At 73.4% G+C, this 20,103-nt stretch carries 15 protein-coding genes; 6 read left to right on the top strand and 9 right to left on the bottom strand.

Annotated features, from left to right (window positions below):
- Positions 1 to 42 precede the first annotated feature (42 nt).
- The 3 genes from KUM42_RS12630 to KUM42_RS12620 form a co-directional block, all read right to left on the bottom strand.
- Entirely contained in the window at positions 43 to 1,335 is a 1,293-nt protein-coding gene (locus tag KUM42_RS12630) for a glycosyltransferase 87 family protein (protein ID WP_237492771.1), read from the bottom strand.
- Positions 1,336 to 1,456: 121 nt separating this feature from the next.
- Complete coding sequence (locus KUM42_RS12625) at positions 1,457 to 2,512, bottom strand: aspartate-semialdehyde dehydrogenase (protein WP_237492770.1); 1,056 nt, start codon at positions 2,510 to 2,512, stop codon at positions 1,457 to 1,459.
- Positions 2,509 to 3,771 (bottom strand): aspartate kinase, encoded by a 1,263-nt coding sequence (locus KUM42_RS12620; RefSeq protein WP_237492769.1) that lies wholly within the window; start codon positions 3,769 to 3,771, stop codon positions 2,509 to 2,511. The genes KUM42_RS12625 and KUM42_RS12620 overlap by 4 nt, the downstream gene beginning before the upstream one ends.
- A 124-nt stretch (positions 3,772 to 3,895) precedes the next feature.
- On the opposite strand from KUM42_RS12620, the gene KUM42_RS12615 reads away from it, so the two are divergent.
- Positions 3,896 to 5,500 (top strand): phospholipase D family protein, encoded by a 1,605-nt coding sequence (locus KUM42_RS12615; protein WP_237492768.1) that lies wholly within the window; start codon positions 3,896 to 3,898, stop codon positions 5,498 to 5,500.
- A gap of 4 nt (positions 5,501 to 5,504) precedes the next feature.
- Here the strand turns inward: KUM42_RS12615 and KUM42_RS12610 are convergent, their stop codons facing one another.
- Positions 5,505 to 6,278, bottom strand: a complete 774-nt coding sequence (locus KUM42_RS12610) for a hypothetical protein (RefSeq protein WP_237492766.1) — start codon at positions 6,276 to 6,278, stop codon at positions 5,505 to 5,507.
- A 215-nt stretch (positions 6,279 to 6,493) separates the two neighbouring features.
- Between KUM42_RS12610 and leuA the strand changes: the two genes are divergently transcribed.
- Positions 6,494 to 8,227 (top strand): 2-isopropylmalate synthase, encoded by a 1,734-nt coding sequence (leuA, locus tag KUM42_RS12605; protein WP_237492764.1) that lies wholly within the window; start codon positions 6,494 to 6,496, stop codon positions 8,225 to 8,227.
- Between the two features lie 192 nt (positions 8,228 to 8,419).
- The gene (locus KUM42_RS12600; RefSeq protein WP_237492761.1) at positions 8,420 to 9,415 is read left to right on the top strand and encodes a hypothetical protein; all 996 of its coding nucleotides are present in this window, start codon (positions 8,420 to 8,422) and stop codon (positions 9,413 to 9,415) included.
- 147 nt (positions 9,416 to 9,562) lie between these two features.
- On the opposite strand, the gene KUM42_RS12595 is transcribed toward KUM42_RS12600, so the two are convergent.
- The gene (locus tag KUM42_RS12595) at positions 9,563 to 11,416 is read right to left on the bottom strand and encodes an ABC-F family ATP-binding cassette domain-containing protein (protein ID WP_237492759.1); all 1,854 of its coding nucleotides are present in this window, start codon (positions 11,414 to 11,416) and stop codon (positions 9,563 to 9,565) included.
- A 209-nt stretch (positions 11,417 to 11,625) separates the two neighbouring features.
- On the opposite strand from KUM42_RS12595, the gene KUM42_RS12590 reads away from it, so the two are divergent.
- Together KUM42_RS12590 and KUM42_RS12585 are read left to right on the top strand one after the other, a co-directional pair.
- The gene (locus KUM42_RS12590; protein WP_237492757.1) at positions 11,626 to 13,089 is read left to right on the top strand and encodes a prealbumin-like fold domain-containing protein; all 1,464 of its coding nucleotides are present in this window, start codon (positions 11,626 to 11,628) and stop codon (positions 13,087 to 13,089) included.
- Positions 13,086 to 13,772: a hypothetical protein gene (locus tag KUM42_RS12585; RefSeq protein ID WP_237492754.1), complete on the top strand. Its 687-nt coding sequence runs from the start codon at positions 13,086 to 13,088 to the stop codon at positions 13,770 to 13,772. Before KUM42_RS12590 ends, KUM42_RS12585 begins: the two co-directional genes overlap by 4 nt.
- Here the strand turns inward: KUM42_RS12585 and KUM42_RS12580 are convergent.
- The 4 genes from KUM42_RS12580 to KUM42_RS12565 all read right to left on the bottom strand — a co-directional run bounded on the left by KUM42_RS12580 (position 13,769) and on the right by KUM42_RS12565 (position 18,480).
- On the bottom strand, positions 13,769 to 14,704 hold the full coding sequence (locus KUM42_RS12580; protein ID WP_237492753.1) for a transglutaminase family protein: 936 nt from the start codon (positions 14,702 to 14,704) through the stop codon (positions 13,769 to 13,771). The genes KUM42_RS12585 and KUM42_RS12580 overlap by 4 nt on opposite strands.
- Before the next feature lie 2 nt (positions 14,705 to 14,706).
- Entirely contained in the window at positions 14,707 to 15,657 is a 951-nt protein-coding gene (locus tag KUM42_RS12575; RefSeq protein WP_237492751.1) for an alpha-E domain-containing protein, read from the bottom strand.
- Positions 15,651 to 17,330: a circularly permuted type 2 ATP-grasp protein gene (locus tag KUM42_RS12570; RefSeq protein ID WP_237492750.1), complete on the bottom strand. Its 1,680-nt coding sequence runs from the start codon at positions 17,328 to 17,330 to the stop codon at positions 15,651 to 15,653. Before KUM42_RS12570 ends, KUM42_RS12575 begins: the two co-directional genes overlap by 7 nt.
- A 121-nt stretch (positions 17,331 to 17,451) precedes the next feature.
- Entirely contained in the window at positions 17,452 to 18,480 is a 1,029-nt protein-coding gene (locus KUM42_RS12565; RefSeq protein WP_237492748.1) for a LacI family DNA-binding transcriptional regulator, read from the bottom strand.
- Positions 18,481 to 18,679: 199 nt separating this feature from the next.
- Between KUM42_RS12565 and KUM42_RS12560 the strand changes: the two genes are divergently transcribed.
- Complete coding sequence (locus tag KUM42_RS12560; RefSeq protein WP_237492746.1) at positions 18,680 to 20,002, top strand: extracellular solute-binding protein; 1,323 nt, start codon at positions 18,680 to 18,682, stop codon at positions 20,000 to 20,002.
- Positions 20,003 to 20,103 lie beyond the last annotated feature (101 nt).

Genomic DNA, 20,103 nt, shown 5'->3' with positions numbered 1-20,103 from the left:
CTCGCCGCGACGGGGCCCGCTCAGGCCCCGTCGCGCAGGGGCTCAGGCGACGGAGACCACGTCCGCCGAGGACGGCGACGACGCTGCCGGCGTACGGACCGCCGCCCGCACGGGCAGCCAGAGCAGCAGACCGACCATCAGCAGCACGTAGCTGTCCTCGCCGAGCCCACCGATCAGGCTGGTCTGGTGCGGCTGGTTCTTGCCCGGGTCGCCGAAGTACCAGAGCGTCCCGACGCACAGCGCCGGCGTCGCGACCAGGACGGTGAACCCGGACAGCCAGGCCACCACCCGCGGCCGCCCGCCCAGCGCAGGACCCGCCACTGCCGCGCCGAGGGCCACGTCGACCAGCACGGCCAGGGCGGGCACCAGCCAGTACAGGTGGTGGGTCCAGGAGACGGGGCTGATCAGGCAGCTGACCAGCCCGACGAGGGTCACCGCGACGACGAGGTCGCCCTCGCGGTACGCCCGCACCGCCCGGTACATGCCGACCACGAGCGTGGCCAGCACCAGCAGCGCCCACAGCGCCTGACTCGGCTCCCCGGGGTGGGCGATCCGGGCGACGGCGCCCATCAGCGACTGGTTGGAGATCTGGTCGAGCTCACCCACGCGGCCGGTCTCGAACAGCGTCGTCCCCCAGAACTGGGTGGACGTGGCCGGGGAGACGACGAAGGCCAGCAGGCTCGCCAGCACCGCGGTGCCGGCCGAGATGCCGGCCGCCCGCCACTGCCGGGTCAGCAGGAACCACAGCACGAGCACGGCCGGGGTCAGCTTGATCGCGACGGCCAGGCCGGTGCCGACGCCGGCCCAGGCCCAGCCACGCCGCAGCGCGATGACGTCGACGGCGATGAGGGCGCCGAGCACCAGGTTCACCTGGCCGAAGCCGAGCGTCTCGCGGACCGGCTCGATGGACAGCACGACCGGCAGCGCCAGCCCGACGACGAACCACGGCGACCAGCCCATCCGGCGGGCGATCGGGACGGCGAGCCAGGCGGTGAGCAGGCCGGCCAGCACCACGTTGAGCGTGGTGTGGACCACCGCAGCGGCACCGAAGCCCAGCGCGGCCAGCGGGGCGAACACCACGGCGGCGAAGGGCGGATAGGTGAAGCCGTAGCCGGAGTTGTCGTAGTCGAAGCTGTAGAGCGGGTTGCCCTCGGTCCACCACTGCGCCGCACCCTGGTAGACCCGCAGGTCGAACCAGTCCTTGTACGACGGGTACGGGATGCGGTGGGAGAGCACCCAGGCCCCCACTGCGACCGCGAGGACCAGGAGCACCTGGACGACGACCAGGAGCGGTCTGCGCCGGACGTCGGTACCCACCTGCTGAGCTGTCGCCATCAACGGTCCCCCCGCTCACGTGCCCGGACGTCGGGCTCGCGGCGAAGGGTAGAGCGGCCACAGCCCACGACCCGGGACGCTGTGCGCCCCGGGCGGGCGCCCGCCCCACGGGTCACTCGCGTCAACGCAGCCGGGTGAGCAGCAGTTCCGCGATCTGCACGGTGTTCAGCGCCGCGCCCTTGCGCAGGTTGTCGTTGCTGACGAACAGCGCGAGACCGCGGCCGCCGTCGACGCCCTCGTCCTGCCGGATCCGGCCGACGAAGCTGGGGTCGGCCCCGGCGGCCTGCAGCGGGGTGGGGACGCCGGTGAGCTGGACGCCGGGGGCCTGCTCGAGCAGCTCGGTCGCCCGCTCAGGCGACAGCGGCCGGGCGAACTCGACGTTCAGCGACAGCGAGTGCCCGGTGAAGACCGGCACCCGCACGCAGGTGCCGGACACCCGCAGCTCCGGGATGCCGAGGATCTTGCGGCTCTCGTGGCGGAGCTTCTGCTCCTCGTCGGTCTCGAAGCTGCCGTCGTCGACGATCGAACCGGCCAGCGGGATCACGTTGTAGGCGATCGGGCGGACGAACTTCACCGGCTCGGGGCCGGTGACCGCCGAGCCGTCGTGGGTGTACTCCGCGGCCTTGTCGACCACGGCCTTGACCTGGCCGTCCAGCTCCTCGACGCCGGCCAACCCGGCACCGGAGACCGCCTGGTAGGTGCTGGCGACCAGGCGGACGAGGCCGGCCTCGTCGTGCAGCGGCCGCAGCACCGGCATCGCGGCCATGGTGGTGCAGTTCGGGTTGGCGATGATCCCCTTGGGGACCGAGTCCAGGGCGCCGGGGTTGACCTCGCTGACCACCAGCGGGACGTCGGGGTCGCGGCGCCAGGCCGAGCTGTTGTCGATGACCGTGACCCCGGCGGCGGCGAACCGCGGCGCCTGCTCCTTGGAGGTCGCGCCACCGGCGGAGAAGATCGCGATGTCCAGCCCCGTGGGGTCGGCGGTCGCGGCGTCCTCGACGGTGATCTCGCCACCCGCCCACGGCAGCGTGCTGCCGGCGGAGCGGGCGGAGGCGAAGAAGCGCAGCTCGGCGAGGGGGAAGTCGCGCTCGGCGAGCAGCCGGCGCACCACGGCGCCGACCTGGCCGGTGGCGCCGACGACGCCGACCCGCAGGCCGTCGGTCGAGAAGGCGGTCATCGTCCGGTCCCCCCGTAGACCACGGCCTCGACGTCCGAGCCCAGGTCGAAGGCGTCGTGCACCGCGCGGACGGCGACGTCCACCTCGGTGTCCCGGCACACGACCGAGATGCGGATCTCGGAGGTGCTGATCAGCTCCAGGTTGACCCCGGCGTCGGCGAGCGCGCCGAAGAACTTGGCCGAGACCCCGGGGTGCGAGCGCATGCCCGCGCCCACCAGGGAGACCTTGCCGATGTGCTGGTCGAAGCTGACGCCGGTGTAGCCGACCGTGTGCTTGACCCGCTCGAGTGCGGCGATGGCCGTGGGCCCGTCGCTCTTGGGCAGCGTGAAGGAGATGTCGGTGAGCTTCGCCTCGGTGGAGACGTTCTGCACGATCATGTCGATGTTGATCTCGGCGTCGGCCAGCACGCGGAAGATCTGCGCCGCCTCACCCGGGCGGTCGGGGACGCCGGAGACGGTGATCTTGCCCTCGCTCCGGTCGTGCGCGACGCCGGTGATGATCGCCTGTTCCACGGTGAGGTCCTCCATCGAGCCGGCCACGATCGTGCCGGGGAGCTGTGAGTAGGAGCTGCGGACGTGCACCGGGATGCCGTACCGGCGGGCGTACTCGACGCAGCGGAGCATGAGGACCTTGGCGCCCGAGGCCGCCATCTCCAGCATCTCCTCGTAGGTGATGGTGTCCAGCCGCCGGGCGTTCGGGACGATCCGCGGGTCGGCGGTGAAGACGCCGTCCACGTCGGTGTAGATCTCGCAGACGTCGGCCTTGAGCGCCGCGGCGACGGCGACGGCGGTGGTGTCCGAGCCGCCGCGGCCCAGGGTGGTGACGTCCTTGGTGTCCTGGCTGACGCCCTGGAAGCCGGCGACGATGACGATCGACCCCTCGTCCAGCGCGCTGCGCAGCCGGCCCGGGGTGACGTCGATGATCCGCGCCTTGCCGTGGCTGGAGGTGGTGATGACCCCGGCCTGGGAACCGGTGAAGGACCGCGCCTCGTAGCCGTGGGTGGAGATCGCGATGGCCAGGAGTGCCATCGAGATCCGCTCGCCGGCGGTGAGCAGCATGTCCAGCTCGCGGCCCGGCGGGTCGGCGGTGATCTGGCTGGCCTGGTCGAGGAGCTCGTCGGTGGTGTCGCCCATCGCGGAGACGACCACGACCACGTCGTCGCCGTTCTTCTTCGCCTCGACGACGCGCTCCGCCACACGCTTGACCCGCTCGGGGTTGGCGACGGAGGAACCGCCGTACTTCTGCACGACCAGGGCCACGGGCCCAGGTTACCGGCGCTGACCAGCCGGTCCCACCGCCGACGCCCCTGCTTCCACGCAGTGGGACGGCACGGCCGGGTGACGTGTGGTTCCCCCAGCCGCCCCGACACGATTGGATCACCCGGTGACCGACCCCGAGGACTGGCTGCTGACCGCTGCCGAGCGCGACAACCCCGACACCGTCATCCCCGGGTGGACGGCCGGCAACCTGGTCGAGCCACTGGTGCACGGGGTGGCCTACTTCGACCGGCTGGTCACCGCGGTGCAGGGCCTGACCTCCGGTGACCACCTGTTCTTCACCGACTGGCGGGGCGACCCCGACGAGCGGCTGCGCGACGAGGGCCCGACCGTGGGCGAGCTGTTCGCCGACGCGGCCCGCCGCGGGGTGGTCGTGCGCGGGCTGATCTGGCGGTCGCACTGGGACGGGCTGAGTTTCAGCAAGGAGGAGAACGCCTCCCTCGACGAGGCGATCGAGGAGGCCGGCGGGGTCGTCGTCCTGGACGAGCGGGTGCGCCGGATGGGCAGCCACCACCAGAAGTTCGTCGTCCTGCGGCACGTCGGGCGGCCCGAGCGCGACGTCGCCTTCGCCGGCGGCATCGACCTGTGCCACTCCCGCCGGGACGACGGCGAGCACCTCGGCGACCCGCAGCCGCAGTCGATGTCCTCGGCCTACGGGGAGACGCCGCCGTGGCACGACGTGCAGCTGCAGCTGCGCGGGCCGGCCGTCGGCGTGCTGGACACCGTGTTCCGCGAGCGCTGGGACGACCCGACCAGCCCCGACTCAGAGAACCCGGTCGCCTGGGTGCACGACAAGATCCTGGCGCTGCGCGGGAAGTCGCACATGGACCCCACCCCGCTGCCCGACCAGCCGCCGGCCCCGCCGGAGTGCGGGCCGCACCAGGTGCAGACGCTGCGCACCTACCCGAAGGTCTGGCCGGCGTTCGACTTCGCCAGGCAGGGCGAACGGTCGGTGGCGCTGGGCTACTCGAAGGCGATCCGCCGGGCGCGCCGGCTGGTGTACCTGGAGGACCAGTACATGTGGTCCAAGGAGGTGGCCGAGCTGTTCGCCACCGCACTGCAGGAGCACCCGGCACTCCAGCTGGTGGTCGTCGTGCCGCGCGTGCCCGACCAGGAGGGCGCCTTCTCCGAGCGGCCGCAGTACGTGGGCCGCCAGCAGGCGCTGGACACCGTGTACGCGGCCGGCCCGGGCCGGGTGCACGTCTTCGACCCGGAGAACCACGAGGGGACGCCGGTCTACGTGCACGCCAAGGTCTGCGTGGTCGACGACGTCTGGGTCAGCGTGGGCAGCGACAACTTCAACCGGCGGTCCTGGACGCACGACAGCGAGCTGTCCAGCGCCGTCCTCGACACCACGCCCGACGAGCGCGAGCCCCGCGACCCGGCCGGGCACGGGGACGGCGCGCGGCGCCTCGCCCGCGACCTGCGGCTGGAGCTGGCCCGCGAGCACCTGGACCGGGCGACCGACGGCTCGGAGGACGCCGATCTGCTCGACCCCGACGACTTCGTCGCCGCCGTGCAGGCGTCGGCCGCCGCACTGCAGGCCTGGTACGACGGCGGGCAGGTGGGCCCGCGTCCGCCGGGCCGGCTGCTCCCGCACCGCAACGCGGACCTGTCCTTCGCCACCCGGCTCTGGGCCACCCCGCTCTACCGGCTGGTCGACGACCCCGACGGCCGTCCGCTGCGACTGCGCCGTTCCGGCGGCTTCTGACCGTTCAGGCGCGGGGCGGCCCGCCGGCGAGTGCGTCCAGGATCGCGTCGAGCCGCTCGTCGTCGGCGTAGGCGATGTCGGTGAGGTCGGCCTCCTGGAGGCCGTGGGTCTCCACGTGCTCGCTGAACCGCATCATGGCCCCGGGTCCGAAGGTCGTGTCGACCTGGTCCTGCAGGTGCTGGACCGCCGGGTCGAGCCGGGCTGCGTCCATCGCCGCCTCGACGACGAGCCACGCGCGCACCAGGCCGGCGTGCCGGCGGTGCGGCGACTGGCGCTCGTACCGGGCCAGCTCCTCCTCGAACTCCGGGTCGCCCGGGGCGTGGGCGGACCAGAAGAAGGTGCCGCTGTCCGGGTCGATGTGCGCGAGCGGATCCGGGCAGGGGTGGTGCGTCGTCAGGTGCAGCGTGTCGTCCTCCTCCAGGACGAAGCGGTGCGGCGTGCGGTCGATGCCCTCCAGCGCGGCGTCGAAGCTCGTCAGCAGCGCGTCCCGGGCCCGGGCGTCCTCGTCCCCACCGGGCCAGCGGTCCCTGAGCAGCCCGGCGTCCCGGGACAGCGCCGCAGCCAGCTCGTCGCCGTCCAGGCGCAGCCGGTACGGCGGGGCGAGCGGCTCGCCGCGGTGGGCGCTGACCAGCCACTCCACCGGCGGGACGCCGTGCTCGTCGTCGTCCGGCTCGGCCGGCACGGGGCCGGTGACCACCGTCCCGGTGCGGCGCAGGTCGTCGAGGAACGCGGCCATGGCCTGCTGGTCGGCGTCGGGGCTGCGCGGGGCGTCGTCCACGCAGGCGATGCTGGCGCAGGCCGGGCGCCGGTGGGGTCTGGACACGCGCGCTCAGCGGCTCCGCTGCTACCGTGACCGCATGCGCGGCAGCCTCCTGCTTATCAGCCGCGGCGAGGCCCTCTCCTAGGTCGGCTCCCTCGCCGCGGTGATCGCGCGTCCCCGGGCGCCAGCTGACCGCACCCGGAGCTGTTCGCAGCCCGCCAGAGGAGCCCCCCGTGAACGAGTCCCACCCGCACGCCCGCAACCCCCAGCGCGCCTCGGCGATGCCGATCGGCAAGTACGCGCCGTTCACCCCGGTGCCGCTGCCCGACCGCACCTGGCCGGAGAGGACCACCACCGTGGCCCCCCGCTGGTGCGCGGTCGACCTGCGTGACGGCAACCAGGCGCTGATCGACCCGATGACCCCCGACCGCAAGCGGCGGATGTTCGAGCTGCTCGTGCGGATGGGCTACAAGGAGATCGAGGTCGGCTTCCCGGCGGCCAGCCAGACCGACTTCGACTTCATCCGGCTGCTCATCGACGAGGACCTGATCCCCGACGACGTCACCGTGCAGGTGCTGACCCAGGCCCGCGACGAGCTGATCGAGCGCACGTACGAGTCGCTGCGCGGCGCCAAGCAGGCGATCGTGCACCTCTACAACTCCACGTCGACCCTGCAGCGCCGGGTCGTGTTCGGCCAGGACCGCGCCGGGATCATCGACATCGCCGTCCACGGCGCGCAGCTGGTGCGCAAGCTGGCCGAGCAGGCCGGCGACACCGAGATCCGCTACGAGTACTCGCCGGAGTCCTTCACCGGCACCGAGCTCGACTTCGCCGTCGAGGTCTGCAACGCCGTCACCGACGTGTGGGAGCCGACGCCGGACAAGCCCGTCATCCTGAACCTGCCGGCGACGGTGGAGATGGCCGAGCCGACCGTCTACGCCGACCAGATCGAGTACATGCACCGCAACCTGGCTCGCCGCGACTCCGTCGTCCTGTCCCTGCACCCGCACAACGACCGCGGCACCGCCGTCGCCGCCGCGGAGCTGGGCTACCGCGCCGGGGCCGACCGCATCGAGGGCTGCCTGTTCGGCAACGGCGAGCGCACCGGCAACGTCGACCTGGTGACGCTGGGGCTGAACCTGTTCAGCCAGGGCATCGACCCGCAGATCGACTTCTCCGACATCGACGAGGTGCGCCGCACCGTCGAGCACTGCAATCAGCTGGGCGTGCACGAGCGGCACCCCTACGGCGGCGACCTGGTCTACACCGCGTTCTCCGGCAGCCACCAGGACGCGATCAACAAGGGCTTCGCCGCGATGCGGGCCGACGCCGAGGCCGCCGGTGTCGGCGTGGACGACATCCCCTGGGCCGTGCCGTACCTGCCGATCGACCCCAAGGACGTCGGCCGCAGCTACGAGGCCGTGATCCGGGTGAACAGCCAGTCCGGCAAGGGCGGCGTCGCCTACATCATGAAGACCGAGAACTCCCTGGACCTGCCGCGCCGGCTGCAGATCGAGTTCTCCGCGGTCGTGCAGCGGCACACCGAGAACGAGGGCGGCGAGGTGACCGCCGCGCAGATGTGGACGGCGTTCTCCTCGGAGTACCTGCCCGACCCGGCCGCCCCCTGGGGCCGGTTCTCCCTCGCCGGGCACGAGCACAACGCCACCGGCGGCGGCACCGACCAGATCAGCGTCGAGCTGGTCGACCGCGGCGTACCGGTGACCGTGGCCGGCCGCGGCAACGGCCCGATCGCCGCCTTCGTCGACGCGCTGCGCAGCGTGGACGTCGACGTCCGCGTGCTCGACTACGCCGAGCACGCCCTCGCCTCCGGCGGTGACGCCCGGGCCGCGTCCTACGTCGAGTGCGCCGTGGGCGAGCGCGTGCTGTGGGGCGTCGGCATCGACGAGAACATCCTCACCGCATCGCTGCGCGCCATCGTCTCGGCCGTCAACCGCGCCGAGCGCTGACGCCGCGACTCACCCCACAACAGCGCGGGTCACTCTGACCTGCCCGGTGTGGGGGTACCTGGTCCGGTGGACCGGACCGGGTACCCCCACACCGCAGCGGCCCGCCGCCCGTCGCCGTGCACATCGACGGTCGTCGTCCACAGACCGGCGCGACCCACCTCCGGGCGAGACGCTCCCGGTGAGGCTCGACGGGTGCCCGCGCCCCGACGCCTCGACGACCTCGCCCCGCTGCTCGTGTCCCGGGCCGAGGCCCTCGCCCGCGGCCGGACGCCGGAGGAGGTCCGCTGGCTGCTGCGGACCGGCCGGTGGACGGCGCTGCGCCGGGGCCTCTACGTGCCCACCGGCGAGCTCACGCCGCCCGACGACCCGCACCGCCGCTTCTGGCTGGAGGCGCTGGCGCTGTACCGCCACCTCGAACGACCCACCGCCGCGTTCAGCCATGCCACGGCGGCCCGCATGTGGGGTATGCAACGGAGCCGGTCAGCAGAGTCCACGCTCCGACTGACCGACCTCGCAGGCTCCCACCGTGGCCGGGAGTTCCGGATCAGCGAAGGCGCTCTCCCACCGGCAGAGGTCCGACGGGCAGGTCCGCTGCGCCTCACCAGCCCGGCCCGGACGCTCGTCGACTGCGCGCGTGAGTGGTCCGAGCTCGACGCCGTCGCGAGCATCGACGACGCACTGCTCCGGGACAGGGTCGGACTCCCGGCCCTGCGGGAGGTGCTCGAGCGCACCCCGCGCCGTCCCGGCCACCCTGCCGCCGTCCGCGCCGTCGTCCGCGCCGACGGCCGGGCCGAGTCCTGGCTCGAGTCGGCCTGGCGGGTCCGCCACCTGGCCGCAGGACTGCCCCGGCCGGTGCTGCAGGTGGAGATCTGGATCGAGGGCCTGCTGGTCAAGGTCGTCGACGGTTGGTTCCCCGACGCTGCGCTGGCCGTCGAGTGCGACGGACGGGTGAAGTACGACAGCCCCTACCGCGACCGCACCCCGGCGCAGGTCCTCTGGGAGGAGAAGCGGGCCGAGGACGCGCTGCGCGCGGTGGGGATCCGCGTCGTGCGGGTGGTCAGCGACGACGTCGGCCCGGGGTGGCCCGCACTGGTCGCCCGGACACGCCGTGAGCTGGCCGCCCCGGTCCCGCCGCTCGGCGCCTTCCGCGCCGTACCGCGCTCGCGAGGTCGGGCACGGCCTCGGTGAGCGCGATCTCGGCGATGTGGGGGTCGCCGGCTCGGTAGACCGTGCCCGCGCCCCCCACACCGCCGAGTCCGAGCACGCCCCAACGGTCACGACGCCGGACGGACGCCGCCGCCGACCCCAGCGGGGACGGCGGCGGCGCGGGCCGGGTCAGCCCTCGGCGATCTCCGTGGCGGCGAGCCAGTCGTTCTCGACCTGCTCCTTCTCGGCCTGGACCGCGCGCAGCTGGGTGTCCAGCTCGGCGGCCCTGCTGAAGTCGCCGGCGGCGTCGGCGAGCTGCTGGTGCAGCTTCTTCTCGTCGCCGTCCAGCTTGAGCATCCGCCGCTCCAGCCGGGACACCTCCTTGCGCGCCGCGCGGGCGTCGGCCGCGCTGACCGGGGGCGCCGACGAGCTGCCCACCGCCGCGGTCGAGGCACCCGGCAGCGTCGCCTCGCCGGCGGCGCGACGCCGCAGGTACTCCTCGACGCCACCGGGCAGCGCGGCCAGCGAGCCGTTGCCCATCAGCGCGACCACCGAGTCGCAGACCCGGTCGACGAAGTACCGGTCGTGGCTGACCACCAGCACCGTGCCGGGGAACCCGTCGAGCAGGTCCTCCAGCGCGGTGAGGGTGTCGATGTCCAGGTCGTTGGTCGGCTCGTCGAGGATCAGCACGTTCGGCTCGCCCATCAGCAGCCGGAGCAGCTGGAGCCGCCGCCGCTCGCCACCGGACAGGTCGCCCACCGGCGTCCACTGGCGGGCCGCGGCGAACCCGAACCGCTCGGCCAGCGTCGAGGCGGAGATCTCCTGGTTGCCGATGCGGGCGATCCGGGCGACGTCCTGCACGGCCTCGAGCACCCGCTGCTTCGGGTTCAGCTCGGTGACGTGCTGGGACAGGTACGCCACCGACACCGTCTGACCGACCACGATCTCGCCGGAATCGGGCTTCGTCTCCCCGACCAGCATCTTCAGCAGCGAGGTCTTGCCCGCGCCGTTGACGCCGACGATGCCGATCCGGTCACCCGGGCCCACGTGCCAGGTCAGGTCGCGGAACAGCGTGCGCTCGGCCGGGGCGTCGGCCTGCGCGGGACCGGCCGGGTCGTCGGCGTCGTCCACCGCGCCGCGGCCGCGGACGGTGAAGGTGACGTCCTCGACGTCGTACACGGTCTTGCCCAGCCGCTTGGCCGCGAAGTTGGCCAGCGACATCTTGTCCCGGGCCGGCGGCTCGTCGGCGATGAGCGCCTGCGCCGCGTCGATCCGGAACTTGGGCTTGCTGGTGCGGGCCGGCGGGCCACGGCGCAGCCAGGCCAGTTCCTTGCGCACCAGGTTCATCCGGCGGTCCTCGGTGACCGAGGCGATCCGGGAGCGCTCGGCGCGGGCCAGCGTGTAGGCCGAGTAGCCGCCCTCGTAGGCGTGCACCTTGCCGTCGGCGACCTCCCACGTGGTCGTGGAGACCTCGTCGAGGAACCACCGGTCGTGGGTGACGACCACCAGGCCGCCGGCCCGGGCCCGCACGTACCCGGCCAGCCACGCGACGCCCTCGACGTCGAGGTGGTTGGTGGGCTCGTCGAGCACCAGCAGGTCCAGCGGGCGGATCAGCTGCGCGGCCAGCGCGACGCGGCGCCGCTCACCACCGGACATCGGGGCGACCGGGGAGTCCAGCCCCATCCGGTCCAGCTCCAGGCCGGCCAGCACCGAGCGGACGGCGGGGTCGGCGGCCCACTCGTGCTCGTGGGCGAACCGGGACGTCGGCAGCACCACGTCCCGCACCGTCGTCCCGTGCGGGAGGGTGCCGGTCTGGTCCAGCACGCCCATCGCGAGGTCGCCGCGGCGGGTGACCCGGCCGGAGTCGGGCTCCTGCGTGCCGGTGAGCACGCCGAGCAGCGTCGACTTGCCGCCGCCGTTGCGGCCGACGACACCGATCCGCTCACCGGCGGCGATGCCGAGGGAGACGTCGTCGAGGATGACGGTCGTGCCGTGTGCCTTGTGCACCCGCTCGATGTTGACCAGGTTCAGCGGAGCGCTCATCGCCCCCATCCTCCCTCATGAGGCAGCTGCCCGGCACGGCGACCCGTGGGCCTCCCCCGCCCCGCGCGCCCCACCGGTCACGCCCGTCACGTACTCGTTCGTTCCGCGGCGCGACGCGCCCGGGAAACACGACCGGACCAGCGGGTCCGGGAGCAACATCTCGCCTCGATCCCGCCGACCGACGGCGGAAGACGACCAGAGGTGTCGCCATGTCCCGCTCCACGTTGGCTGATCTCGTCAAGCCGAACGCCACCCGCACCGCAAGTCTGACCATGGGGCTGCTGGCGCTGTCCGCCACCGTGGCGCCCGCCGCCCTGGCCGAGGAGGCGCCGGCGACCGAGCCCCCCGTCACGACGGCCGACGACGCGACCGAGCAGGCCGCTCCCGAGGTGCTCCCAGCGATGACCCAGACGGTCGTCGCGACCGGCGCGCACTTCGGCACCGGCAAGCTCCTCCCCTCGCTCACCGCCGTCGACGGCGCACCGGCCGCCCAGGTGATCGATCCCGTCGGTGCCGAGCTTACGGTGCACTTCACGCACCTCGAGGGCGTGGACGAGGACGTGACCGGCACCTGCACCGTGACCGTCGACGCCTGGTGCGACCTGCCCGCCGGCAGCCCGCTCCCGGGGTGGACCTCGCCGATCGGCGGCACACAGGCCCTCCTGCCCGCCAACTCGACCTTCACCCTCACCCTGACCGGTGCGCCGCGCAGCGGGCAGGTCCTGCTCGACGGCGCGACCCCGGTGGCCGGGTACACCGACGGGACCGCCGCCACGGGCAACACGAACCCGATCGGGCCCTCCTCGACGGAGGTGCCCCTCCTCGTGCACGGCGCCTACCGCACGCTCGCCGTCCAGCTGAACGGCCCGGGACCGCTGGCCGGGAACACGTTCACCCTCGGCACGCCCCTCGACGCCCCGACCGACGGCGGCCCGCTGCAGTCCGACAACGACGACGCCCCGGCGGCTCCGTCCGCCCCGATCACCGCCACCACCGACGCCTCGGGCCGGGCGACCTTCCCCGGCTCCTACCTGCCGGGCGACTACCAGGTCGTGCAGACCGGCGCCCCGGCCGGCGGCACGGTCGACCCCACGGCACGCACGCTGACCGTCGCCGTCACCACCACGGTCGCTGCGCGCGACGAGGTCGCCCTGCTGCAGATCGGTGACCCGGTCGCCCCGCCGGCGGTGACCCCGCCGCCCCCGGCCGCCCCGGTCGTGGTCCCCCCGGCCGCTGCCCCGGCTCCGGCACCGGCTCCCGCCCCGGCCGCCCCGGTCACCGCCGCACCGGTCGCACCCCGGGTCGACGTCGCGAAGCCGACCATGGCGGCGGGCGCGCAGCAGACGATCCGCCTGGGCGGCTTCCAGCCGTTCGAGGTCGTGCACGGCGTCCTGCACTCGACCCCGGTCGACCTCGGCACCGTGACCGCCGACGCCGACGGCGTGGCCACCTTCGTCTTCACGGTGCCCGCGGGCTTCGAGACCGGCGAACACACCGTGTCGATGACCGGGGCCACCGGCACCGTCAAGGAGGCGACCTTCACCGTCGTCGCCGCCGGACCGGCGCTGGCCTACACCGGCACGGACGTCGCCCCGCTCGCCGGGCTGGGCGGTGGGCTGCTCCTGGTGGGTGGCGCGGTGCTGGTGCTCCTCCGCCGCCGCCGCGCGGCGTGACGACGTCCGGCGCCGGGACCCCGCCGGCGGGCTTCTGGTGCGCCCGGCACCCGGCGCCGGACGGCGGCCTCACCGTGGTCGGTGTGGCCGGCACCGCCTTCCCCGACGGCACCGTCGTCGAGCTGCCCGGCCCGGCGGCCCGCCCGGCGGGCTGGCAGTTCGAGGCGCACGCCCCGTCCTCCGGCCGGCCGCCGTCCCGGGTGGTGGTCTCCGCGGACACCGCGGCCGGGGCCCCGCACCTGTGGGCCGTGCTGATGCAGGCAGCCGACGGCAGCGGGACCGACCTGGTCGCCTTCTCCACCCTCGCCCGGCCGGACGGCGCGGTCGTCACCCCGGGCGAGGTCCCCGCGCTCGGGGTGGGCTGGGGTGAGCAGTCCGGCGCCGTCCGCTGGTCGCCGTCCACCGGGGTGATCAGCCAGGTCTACGTCGCCCCGGCGCACCGCCGCCGCCGGGTGGCCACCAAGCTCCTGCTGATGGCCGGCGGCGTGCAGGCGCTCATCGGGCAGGCGTGGCTGCACAGCGACGGCCGGCTCACCGACCTGGGCGACGCCTGGCTGAGCCGGCAGCCGGACTGGTGGCGGCAGCGGGTGCCCGCCCGGAGCGAGCACCTCCCGCCGATGACCCCGCCCACCGAGGCGGCCGGCGTCCCGGTCCGCAACCTCGAGCCCGACGTCGGCTCCTAGGCCAGCCGGGTCACCTCGACGGTCACCTTCGAGCCCTCGCTGCGCGGGCCGGAGAAGATGCCCTTGAGCGGCGGGACGTCGGAGTAGTCGCGGCCGCGGGCCAGCGTGACGTGCCGCGGGCCGATCTCCACGGAGTTCGTGGGGTCGTACCCGGACCAGCCGCCGTCCCACCACTCGACCCAGGCGTGGCTCTCCCCGGTGACCGACTGCCCGATGCCCGCCTGCGGGCGCGGGTGCAGGTAGCCGGAGACGTACCGGGCCGGCAGACCGAGCGCCCGCATCAGGCCGACCGAGACGTGCGAGATGTCCTGGCAGACGCCCTTGCCGGTGGTCCAGGCCTGCATCGCGTTGGTTTTCACGTTGGTGGCGCCGGTCAGGTACTCCATCTGCTCGTGCACGAAGGCGCACACCCGGTGCGCGGCCTCGCGCGGGCCGGCGTCGCCGACCACCTCGCGCACCGCCTGGACGACCGGGTCGTCCATCGCGGTGAGCGGGGTCGGGCGGAGGAACTCCCCGAACAGGTCGCGGGTGTCGGGGGCGGCCAGCCGGCCCCAGTCGAGCGGGTCGGGCACGTGCGCCTCGGGGCCTGCCTCGACCACCGACGTCGCCTGCACCACCAGCTCGGTGTGCGGGCCGTGGGTGTCGAACGCGGTGACCGTGGAGCCCCAGTAGTCGCGGTAGGCGTGCACGCTGGCCGTCGGCTCGATCTCCACCCGCGAGCGCAGCGTCGTCTGCCGGCTGCTGTTCTCCGGCGTCATCCGGGCCTCGTTGTAGGACGAGCGCACCGGCCCGCCGTAGCGGAACGCGCTGCGGTGCACGATCTGCAGCCGCCACCGCTCACCGGGCGCGCGCACCGGGGAGGCCTGGGACTGCATGTGCGACTGGACGGTGCGGGTCTGGGACCGGCCCGACTGGCCCTGCGACTGGTGCACGTTCACACCGCGCCTTCCGGCACCCAGATCTGGGGCGCCTGCTCGGTGAAGAACCGGTTGGTGACCGCCTCGCTGGCAGCCGAGCAGGTGCGCTGCAGCTCGTCGAGGCGGGTGGGCAGGCCGGCCAGGATCTCGTCGGTCTGCATGAACTCCAGCATCGTCCGGGCCCGGCCGACGATGCGGTGCGCCTCACCGGCGACCCCGATCCGGTGGCCCTCGCGGACGTTGGCCCGCTCCAGCTCCGCCAGGCACGCCTCGGCCTGCTCCAGCGCCGCGAACACCGAGCGCGGGAACAGCCGGTCCAGCAGCAGGAACTCCGCAGCCCGGCTGGAGTTCACCGCGCCCCGGTAGGTGCGCAGGTAGGGCTCGTAGGCGCCGGTGGAGCGCAGCACCAGCGTCCAGGACGGCGCCGCGTCACCGGCCAGCACGCGGGTCGACAGCATCCGCGAGGTCATGTCGACCCGCTCCAGCGACCGGCCCAGGATGAGGAACAGCCAGCTCTCATCCCGGCTCATGGTGGCGTCGGCCAGCCCGAACACCATCGCCGAGCGCTCGCGCACGAACCGGAACAGCGAGTGCGGGCCGTACCGGCGGGCCATGGTCCGCTGCTGCGGCAGGGCGTTGTGCGTGACGTTGAGCGACTCCCAGATCTCCGCCGACAGCACCTCGCGGGCGCCGCGGGCGTTCTCCCGGGCCGCGGACAGCGCGCCGGTGATCGAGCTGGGGCTGGCGCGGTCGAAGGCCAGGGTGGCCAGCACCCGCTCGGTGTCGGCGTCGGCGGGGTCGCACGGGGCGCCCATCAGCGCGAGCAGGTTGGCGCAGGCCCGCCGCTCGTCGATCCACGGGTCCTCGACCAGCCGCTGGGTGTGCACGTCGAGGATGCGCGCGGTGTCGTCGGCCCGCTCCACGTAGCGGCCGATCCAGAACAGCGACTCCGCGATCCGGCTCAGCACGGCTGACCACCGCGATCGACCTGGTCCAGGCCACCAGCCGCCGGCCCCGTCCAGAGGCTCGCCCCGAGCTCGCGAGGGGTGAGGAGGACGGGGTCCTTCCATTGCTGCTGTTGCTGGGACTGGGCGAGCGCGTTGTCGTTGGGCGGGCCGGGGTCCTGGGCGGGGGGATCGGCCGGCAGGTCGGCGGTGGTGAACTCGATCCGGGTGACGTCGGGCTCGGGCTCGGGCTCGAGGGCGGGCCGCGGCGGGGAGATCACCCAGGTGTCCTTGGAGCCGCCGCCCTGGCTGGAGTTGACCACCAGCTCCCCCTCCGGCAGCGCCACCCGGGTCAGCCCACCGGGCAGCACCCACACGTCGGTGCCGTCGTTGACCGCGAAGGGCCGCAGGTCCACGTGCCGCGGGGCGATCCGGCCGTTGATCAGCGTCGGGGACGTCGACAGCCCGATCGGCGCCTGCGCGATCCAGTCCCGCGGCGAGGCCCGCACCTTCACCGCGAGCTCCTCCAGCGTCCGCTCGTCGGCACGCGGGCCGATGACGATGCCCTTGCCGCCGGACCCGTCGACCGGCTTGAGCACCAGCTGGTCGAGCGAGGACAGCACCCACTCCACGGTGTCGGGCTCGTCGAGCCGGTAGGTGTCGGCGTTCTTGAGGATCGGCTCCTCGCCCAGGTGGTAGCGGATCAGGTCCGGCACCCAGGTGTAGAGCAGCTTGTCGTCGGCGACCCCGTTGCCGACGGCGTTGGCGATGGTGACCCGGCCGGCGCGGGCGGCGTTGACCACCCCGGCACAGCCGATCACCGAGTCCGACCGGAAGTGCACCGGGTCGAGGAACTCGTCGTCGATGCGGCGGTAGATGACGTCGACGCGCTGCTGGCCGTCCGTCGTCCGCATGCTCACCTGCCCGCCGGAGCAGACCAGGTCGCGGCCCTCGACCAGCTCCACGCCCATCTGCCGGGCGAGCAGGGCGTGCTCGAAGTAGGCGGAGTTGTAGACACCGGGGGTGAGCAGGACGACGGTCGGGTCGGCGACGCCGGCCGGTGCGGAGGCCTTGAGCGCGGCCAGCAGCCGGCCGGGGTACTCCGAGACCGGCTGCACCCGGTGGTCGCCGAACAGCTCCGGGAGCACCGAGCTCATCGCCGCGCGGTTGGTGATGACGTAGCTGACGCCCGAGGGCGAGCGCAGGTTGTCCTCCAGCACGCGGAAGTCGCCGGCCTCGTCGCGCACCAGGTCGATGCCGGACACGTGCACCCGGACGCCGTTGGGCGGGACCACCCCGTGCGCGGCCCGGTGGAAGTGCGCGCTGGTGGTGACGACGCTGCGCGGCACGACCCGGTCGGTGAACACCTGCCCCGCGCCGTAGACGTCGGCCAGGAACGCCTCCAGGGCCCGCACCCGCTGGGCCACCCCGCGCTCGATGAGCGACCACTCGTCGGCGCCGATGACCCGCGGCACGATGTCCAGCGGGAAGGGCTGCTCCTCCCCCGCGTGGGCGAAGGTGACGCCGGCGTCGCGGTAGGTCTGGGACAGCACGTCGGCGCGCGCGGCCAGCTCCTCGCCGGACATCTTCTGCAGGGAGCTGAACAACCCGGTGTACGGCGTCCGGGGCTGGCCGGGGGCCGAGAACATCTCGTCCCACTGCCGCCCCAGCGGATAGCCGTCGAAGAGGTCCGCCATGCGACGAACCTAGACACGCCGTGTGTCCCCCGCGTTTCGGCGACACGCTCGTGTCGGGCCCCCCTCCGCGAGCCACGAGTGGGCGAGGTCAGGTCTCCTCGTGGGGCGAGGGGGTCCCTCCTCAGGCGGAGGCGCGCCGGACCAGCCGGGTCGGGCAGACCCGCGTCTGCACGCCGTCCGTCGTCCGGTCGACCTGGGCCAGGAGCAGCTCGATCATCACCGCGGTCATCTCCTCCAGCGGCTGGGTGACCGTGGTCAGCGGCGGATCGCTGCGGAGGGCGACCGGCGCGTCGTCGAAGCCGACGACGGCGACGTCGCCGGGGACCGCGCGCCCGGCGGCACGCAGCACGCGCAGCGCACCCACAGCCATCGGGTCCGACGCCACGAAGACGGCGTCCAGGTCGGGGACCCGGGTCAGCAGCTCCTCCATCGCCCGGGCTCCGCCGGCCTCGGTGAAGTCGCCCTCCACGACCAGGCGCGGGTCGGGCTCGCGCCCGGCGTCGGCCAGCGCGTCCCGGTACCCGGCGAGCCGGTCGAGCCCGGCCACCATGTCCCGCGGGCCGGCGATGCTGGCGATCTGCCGGCGTCCGTCGGCCAGCAGGTGCTCGGTGGCCAGCCGCGCGCCGCCGGCGTTGTCGGCGTCGACCCAGGCCACCGGCCGGTCGTCCAGCGGGCGCCCGCAGAGCACCAGCGGCAGCCCGGCCGCGATCAGCTCGTCGGGCAGCACGTCGTCGCTGTGCAGCGACATCAGGATCACGCCGTCCACGTGGCCCTGGCGCACGAACCGGCCGGCCTTCTCCGTCTCCCGGTCGTCGCGGGCGGTGAGCAGCACGAGGTTGATGTCCGTGCTGGCCAGCGCCCCGTTCAGCCCCCGCACGATGCTGGCGAAGAAGGGGTCGGAGAAGATCCGGGCGTCGGGTTCGGACAGCACCAGCGCGATCGTGTCGGTGCGCCGGGTGACCAGGCTGCGGGCCATCCGGTTGGGGACGTAGCTCAGCGCCGCGACCGCCGCCATGACCGCCTCGCGCGCCTCCGGGCTCACCCGTGGCGAGTCGTTGACGACGCGGGAGACCGTCGCGCGCGAGACCCCGGCGAGCACGGCGACCTCGTCCAGGGTCGGCGAGGAGACGCGGGTGCTGGTTCCGGTCACGGTGCTCCAGGGTCGGGCGGTGGCGCCCATTGTGGGCACACGTCCGGTCCGGCACCAGGTACCGGCACGTTGCCGAACTGTTACTTGACACCTACTTGTGGCGCAGACCACTCTCTCCGTCACGGCCGTGAGAGCGTTCTCACGCCCCCGGCGGACAGTGCATCGGAGCACCGTCCCGGGGCCACCCAGGAGGTCACTGTTGATCCACTCCACCAAGGGCAAGGCGGCGCTGGGAGCGGCACTCGCCGCCGTCCTGCTCACCGCCGGCTGTGGCGGCTCGGACGGCGACGCCGCCGCCGACGCGGCCGCCTACGACCCCAACGCGCCGGTCACCCTGACCGTCGGCACGTTCGGCACCATGGACTTCGACAACGCCGGTCTCTACGACGAGTACATGAAGCTCCACCCGAACGTCACGATCAAGCAGAACAACATCGCCCAGTCCGCGGCCTACTACAAGTCGCTGCAGACGCGGCTGGCCGCCGGTTCCGGCCTCGACGACATCCAGGGCCTGGAGATCGGCTTCGTCGCCGACGTCGTGGAGAACCACGCCGACGCCTTCGTGGACTTCGCCGCCGAGGACAACGCCGACGAGCTCAAGGGCAGCTTCTACGACTGGAAGTGGGGTCAGGCCTCCACCGAGGACGGCAAGACCATCGGCCTCGGCACCGACACCGGCCCGCAGGCCATGTGCTACCGCAAGGACCTGTTCGAGCAGGCCGGTCTGCCGACCGACCGCGAGGAGGTCGGGAAGCTGTGGCCGACCTGGGACGCCTACCTGGACGTCGCCCGCGACTACCAGTCCAAGTCGCAGAACAAGTTCCTGGACAGCCCGGCGAGCATCTTCTCCTCCTCGGTGTACCAGGGCGAGACCGCCTACAACGACGCCGACGGCAAGCCCATCCCGGGTGAGAGCGACGGCGTGAAGACCGCCTGGGGCTACGCGAGCACCGCGGCGAGCGAGGGCCTGACGGCCAACCTGTCCCAGTTCGGTGACGAGTGGAACGCCGCGTTCTCCAACGGCGCGTTCGCCACCATCGCCTGCCCGGCCTGGATGCTCGGCTACATCTCCTCCCAGATGGGCGACGGCGGCGCCGGCAAGTGGGACGTCGCCTCCCTGCCGGGCTCCAGCGAGTCGGCCAGCAACTGGGGCGGCTCCTTCCTCGGTGTCCCCAAGGACGGCAAGAACGTCGAGGCCGCCAAGGACCTCGCCGAGTGGCTGACCGCGCCCGAGCAGCAGGTGAAGACCTTCGTCGAGGCGGCGCACTTCCCGTCCAGCCCGAAGGCGGCCGAGGACCCCGAGGTCGTCGGGGCCACCAACGCCTACTTCAGCGACGCACCGACCGGCGAGATCTTCGGCAAGTCGGCGGAGAACATCAAGCGCACCCCGATCGGGCCGTACGACACCCAGATCCAGGAGGCGTTCACGACGGCGCTGACCGACATCGCCTCGAACGGGACCGCCCCTGACGCGGCGTTCGGCAACGCGCTGAAGGTGGCGCAGCAGGCCATCGGCGGCTGAGCCACCGGCTCGGCGACCGATCCGGACACAGGTGCCCGGGAGCGCATGCCGCTCCCGGGCACCTGCCCGCACCACCCCGGCGGCACACCCCGCCGTCCCGA

Source organism: Modestobacter sp. L9-4 (assembly GCF_019112525.1).
Lineage (GTDB): Bacteria > Actinomycetota > Actinomycetes > Mycobacteriales > Geodermatophilaceae > Modestobacter.
Note: the sequence above shows the minus strand (reverse complement) of the source record. Positions and strands in the feature narration are given on the sequence as shown.

Excerpts from the sequence above, each read along its gene's own strand:
- KUM42_RS12625 (WP_237492770.1), bottom strand. The coding sequence starts at position 2,512 with ATGACCGCCTTCTCGACCGACGGCCTGCGGGTCGGCGTCGTCGGCGCC.
- KUM42_RS12595 (WP_237492759.1), bottom strand. The coding sequence starts at position 11,416 with ATGAGCGCTCCGCTGAACCTGGTCAACATCGAGCGGGTGCACAAGGCA.
- KUM42_RS12590 (WP_237492757.1), top strand. The coding sequence starts at position 11,626 with ATGTCCCGCTCCACGTTGGCTGATCTCGTCAAGCCGAACGCCACCCGC.
- KUM42_RS12570 (WP_237492750.1), bottom strand. The coding sequence starts at position 17,330 with ATGGCGGACCTCTTCGACGGCTATCCGCTGGGGCGGCAGTGGGACGAG.
- KUM42_RS12630 (WP_237492771.1), bottom strand. The coding sequence starts at position 1,335 with ATGGCGACAGCTCAGCAGGTGGGTACCGACGTCCGGCGCAGACCGCTC.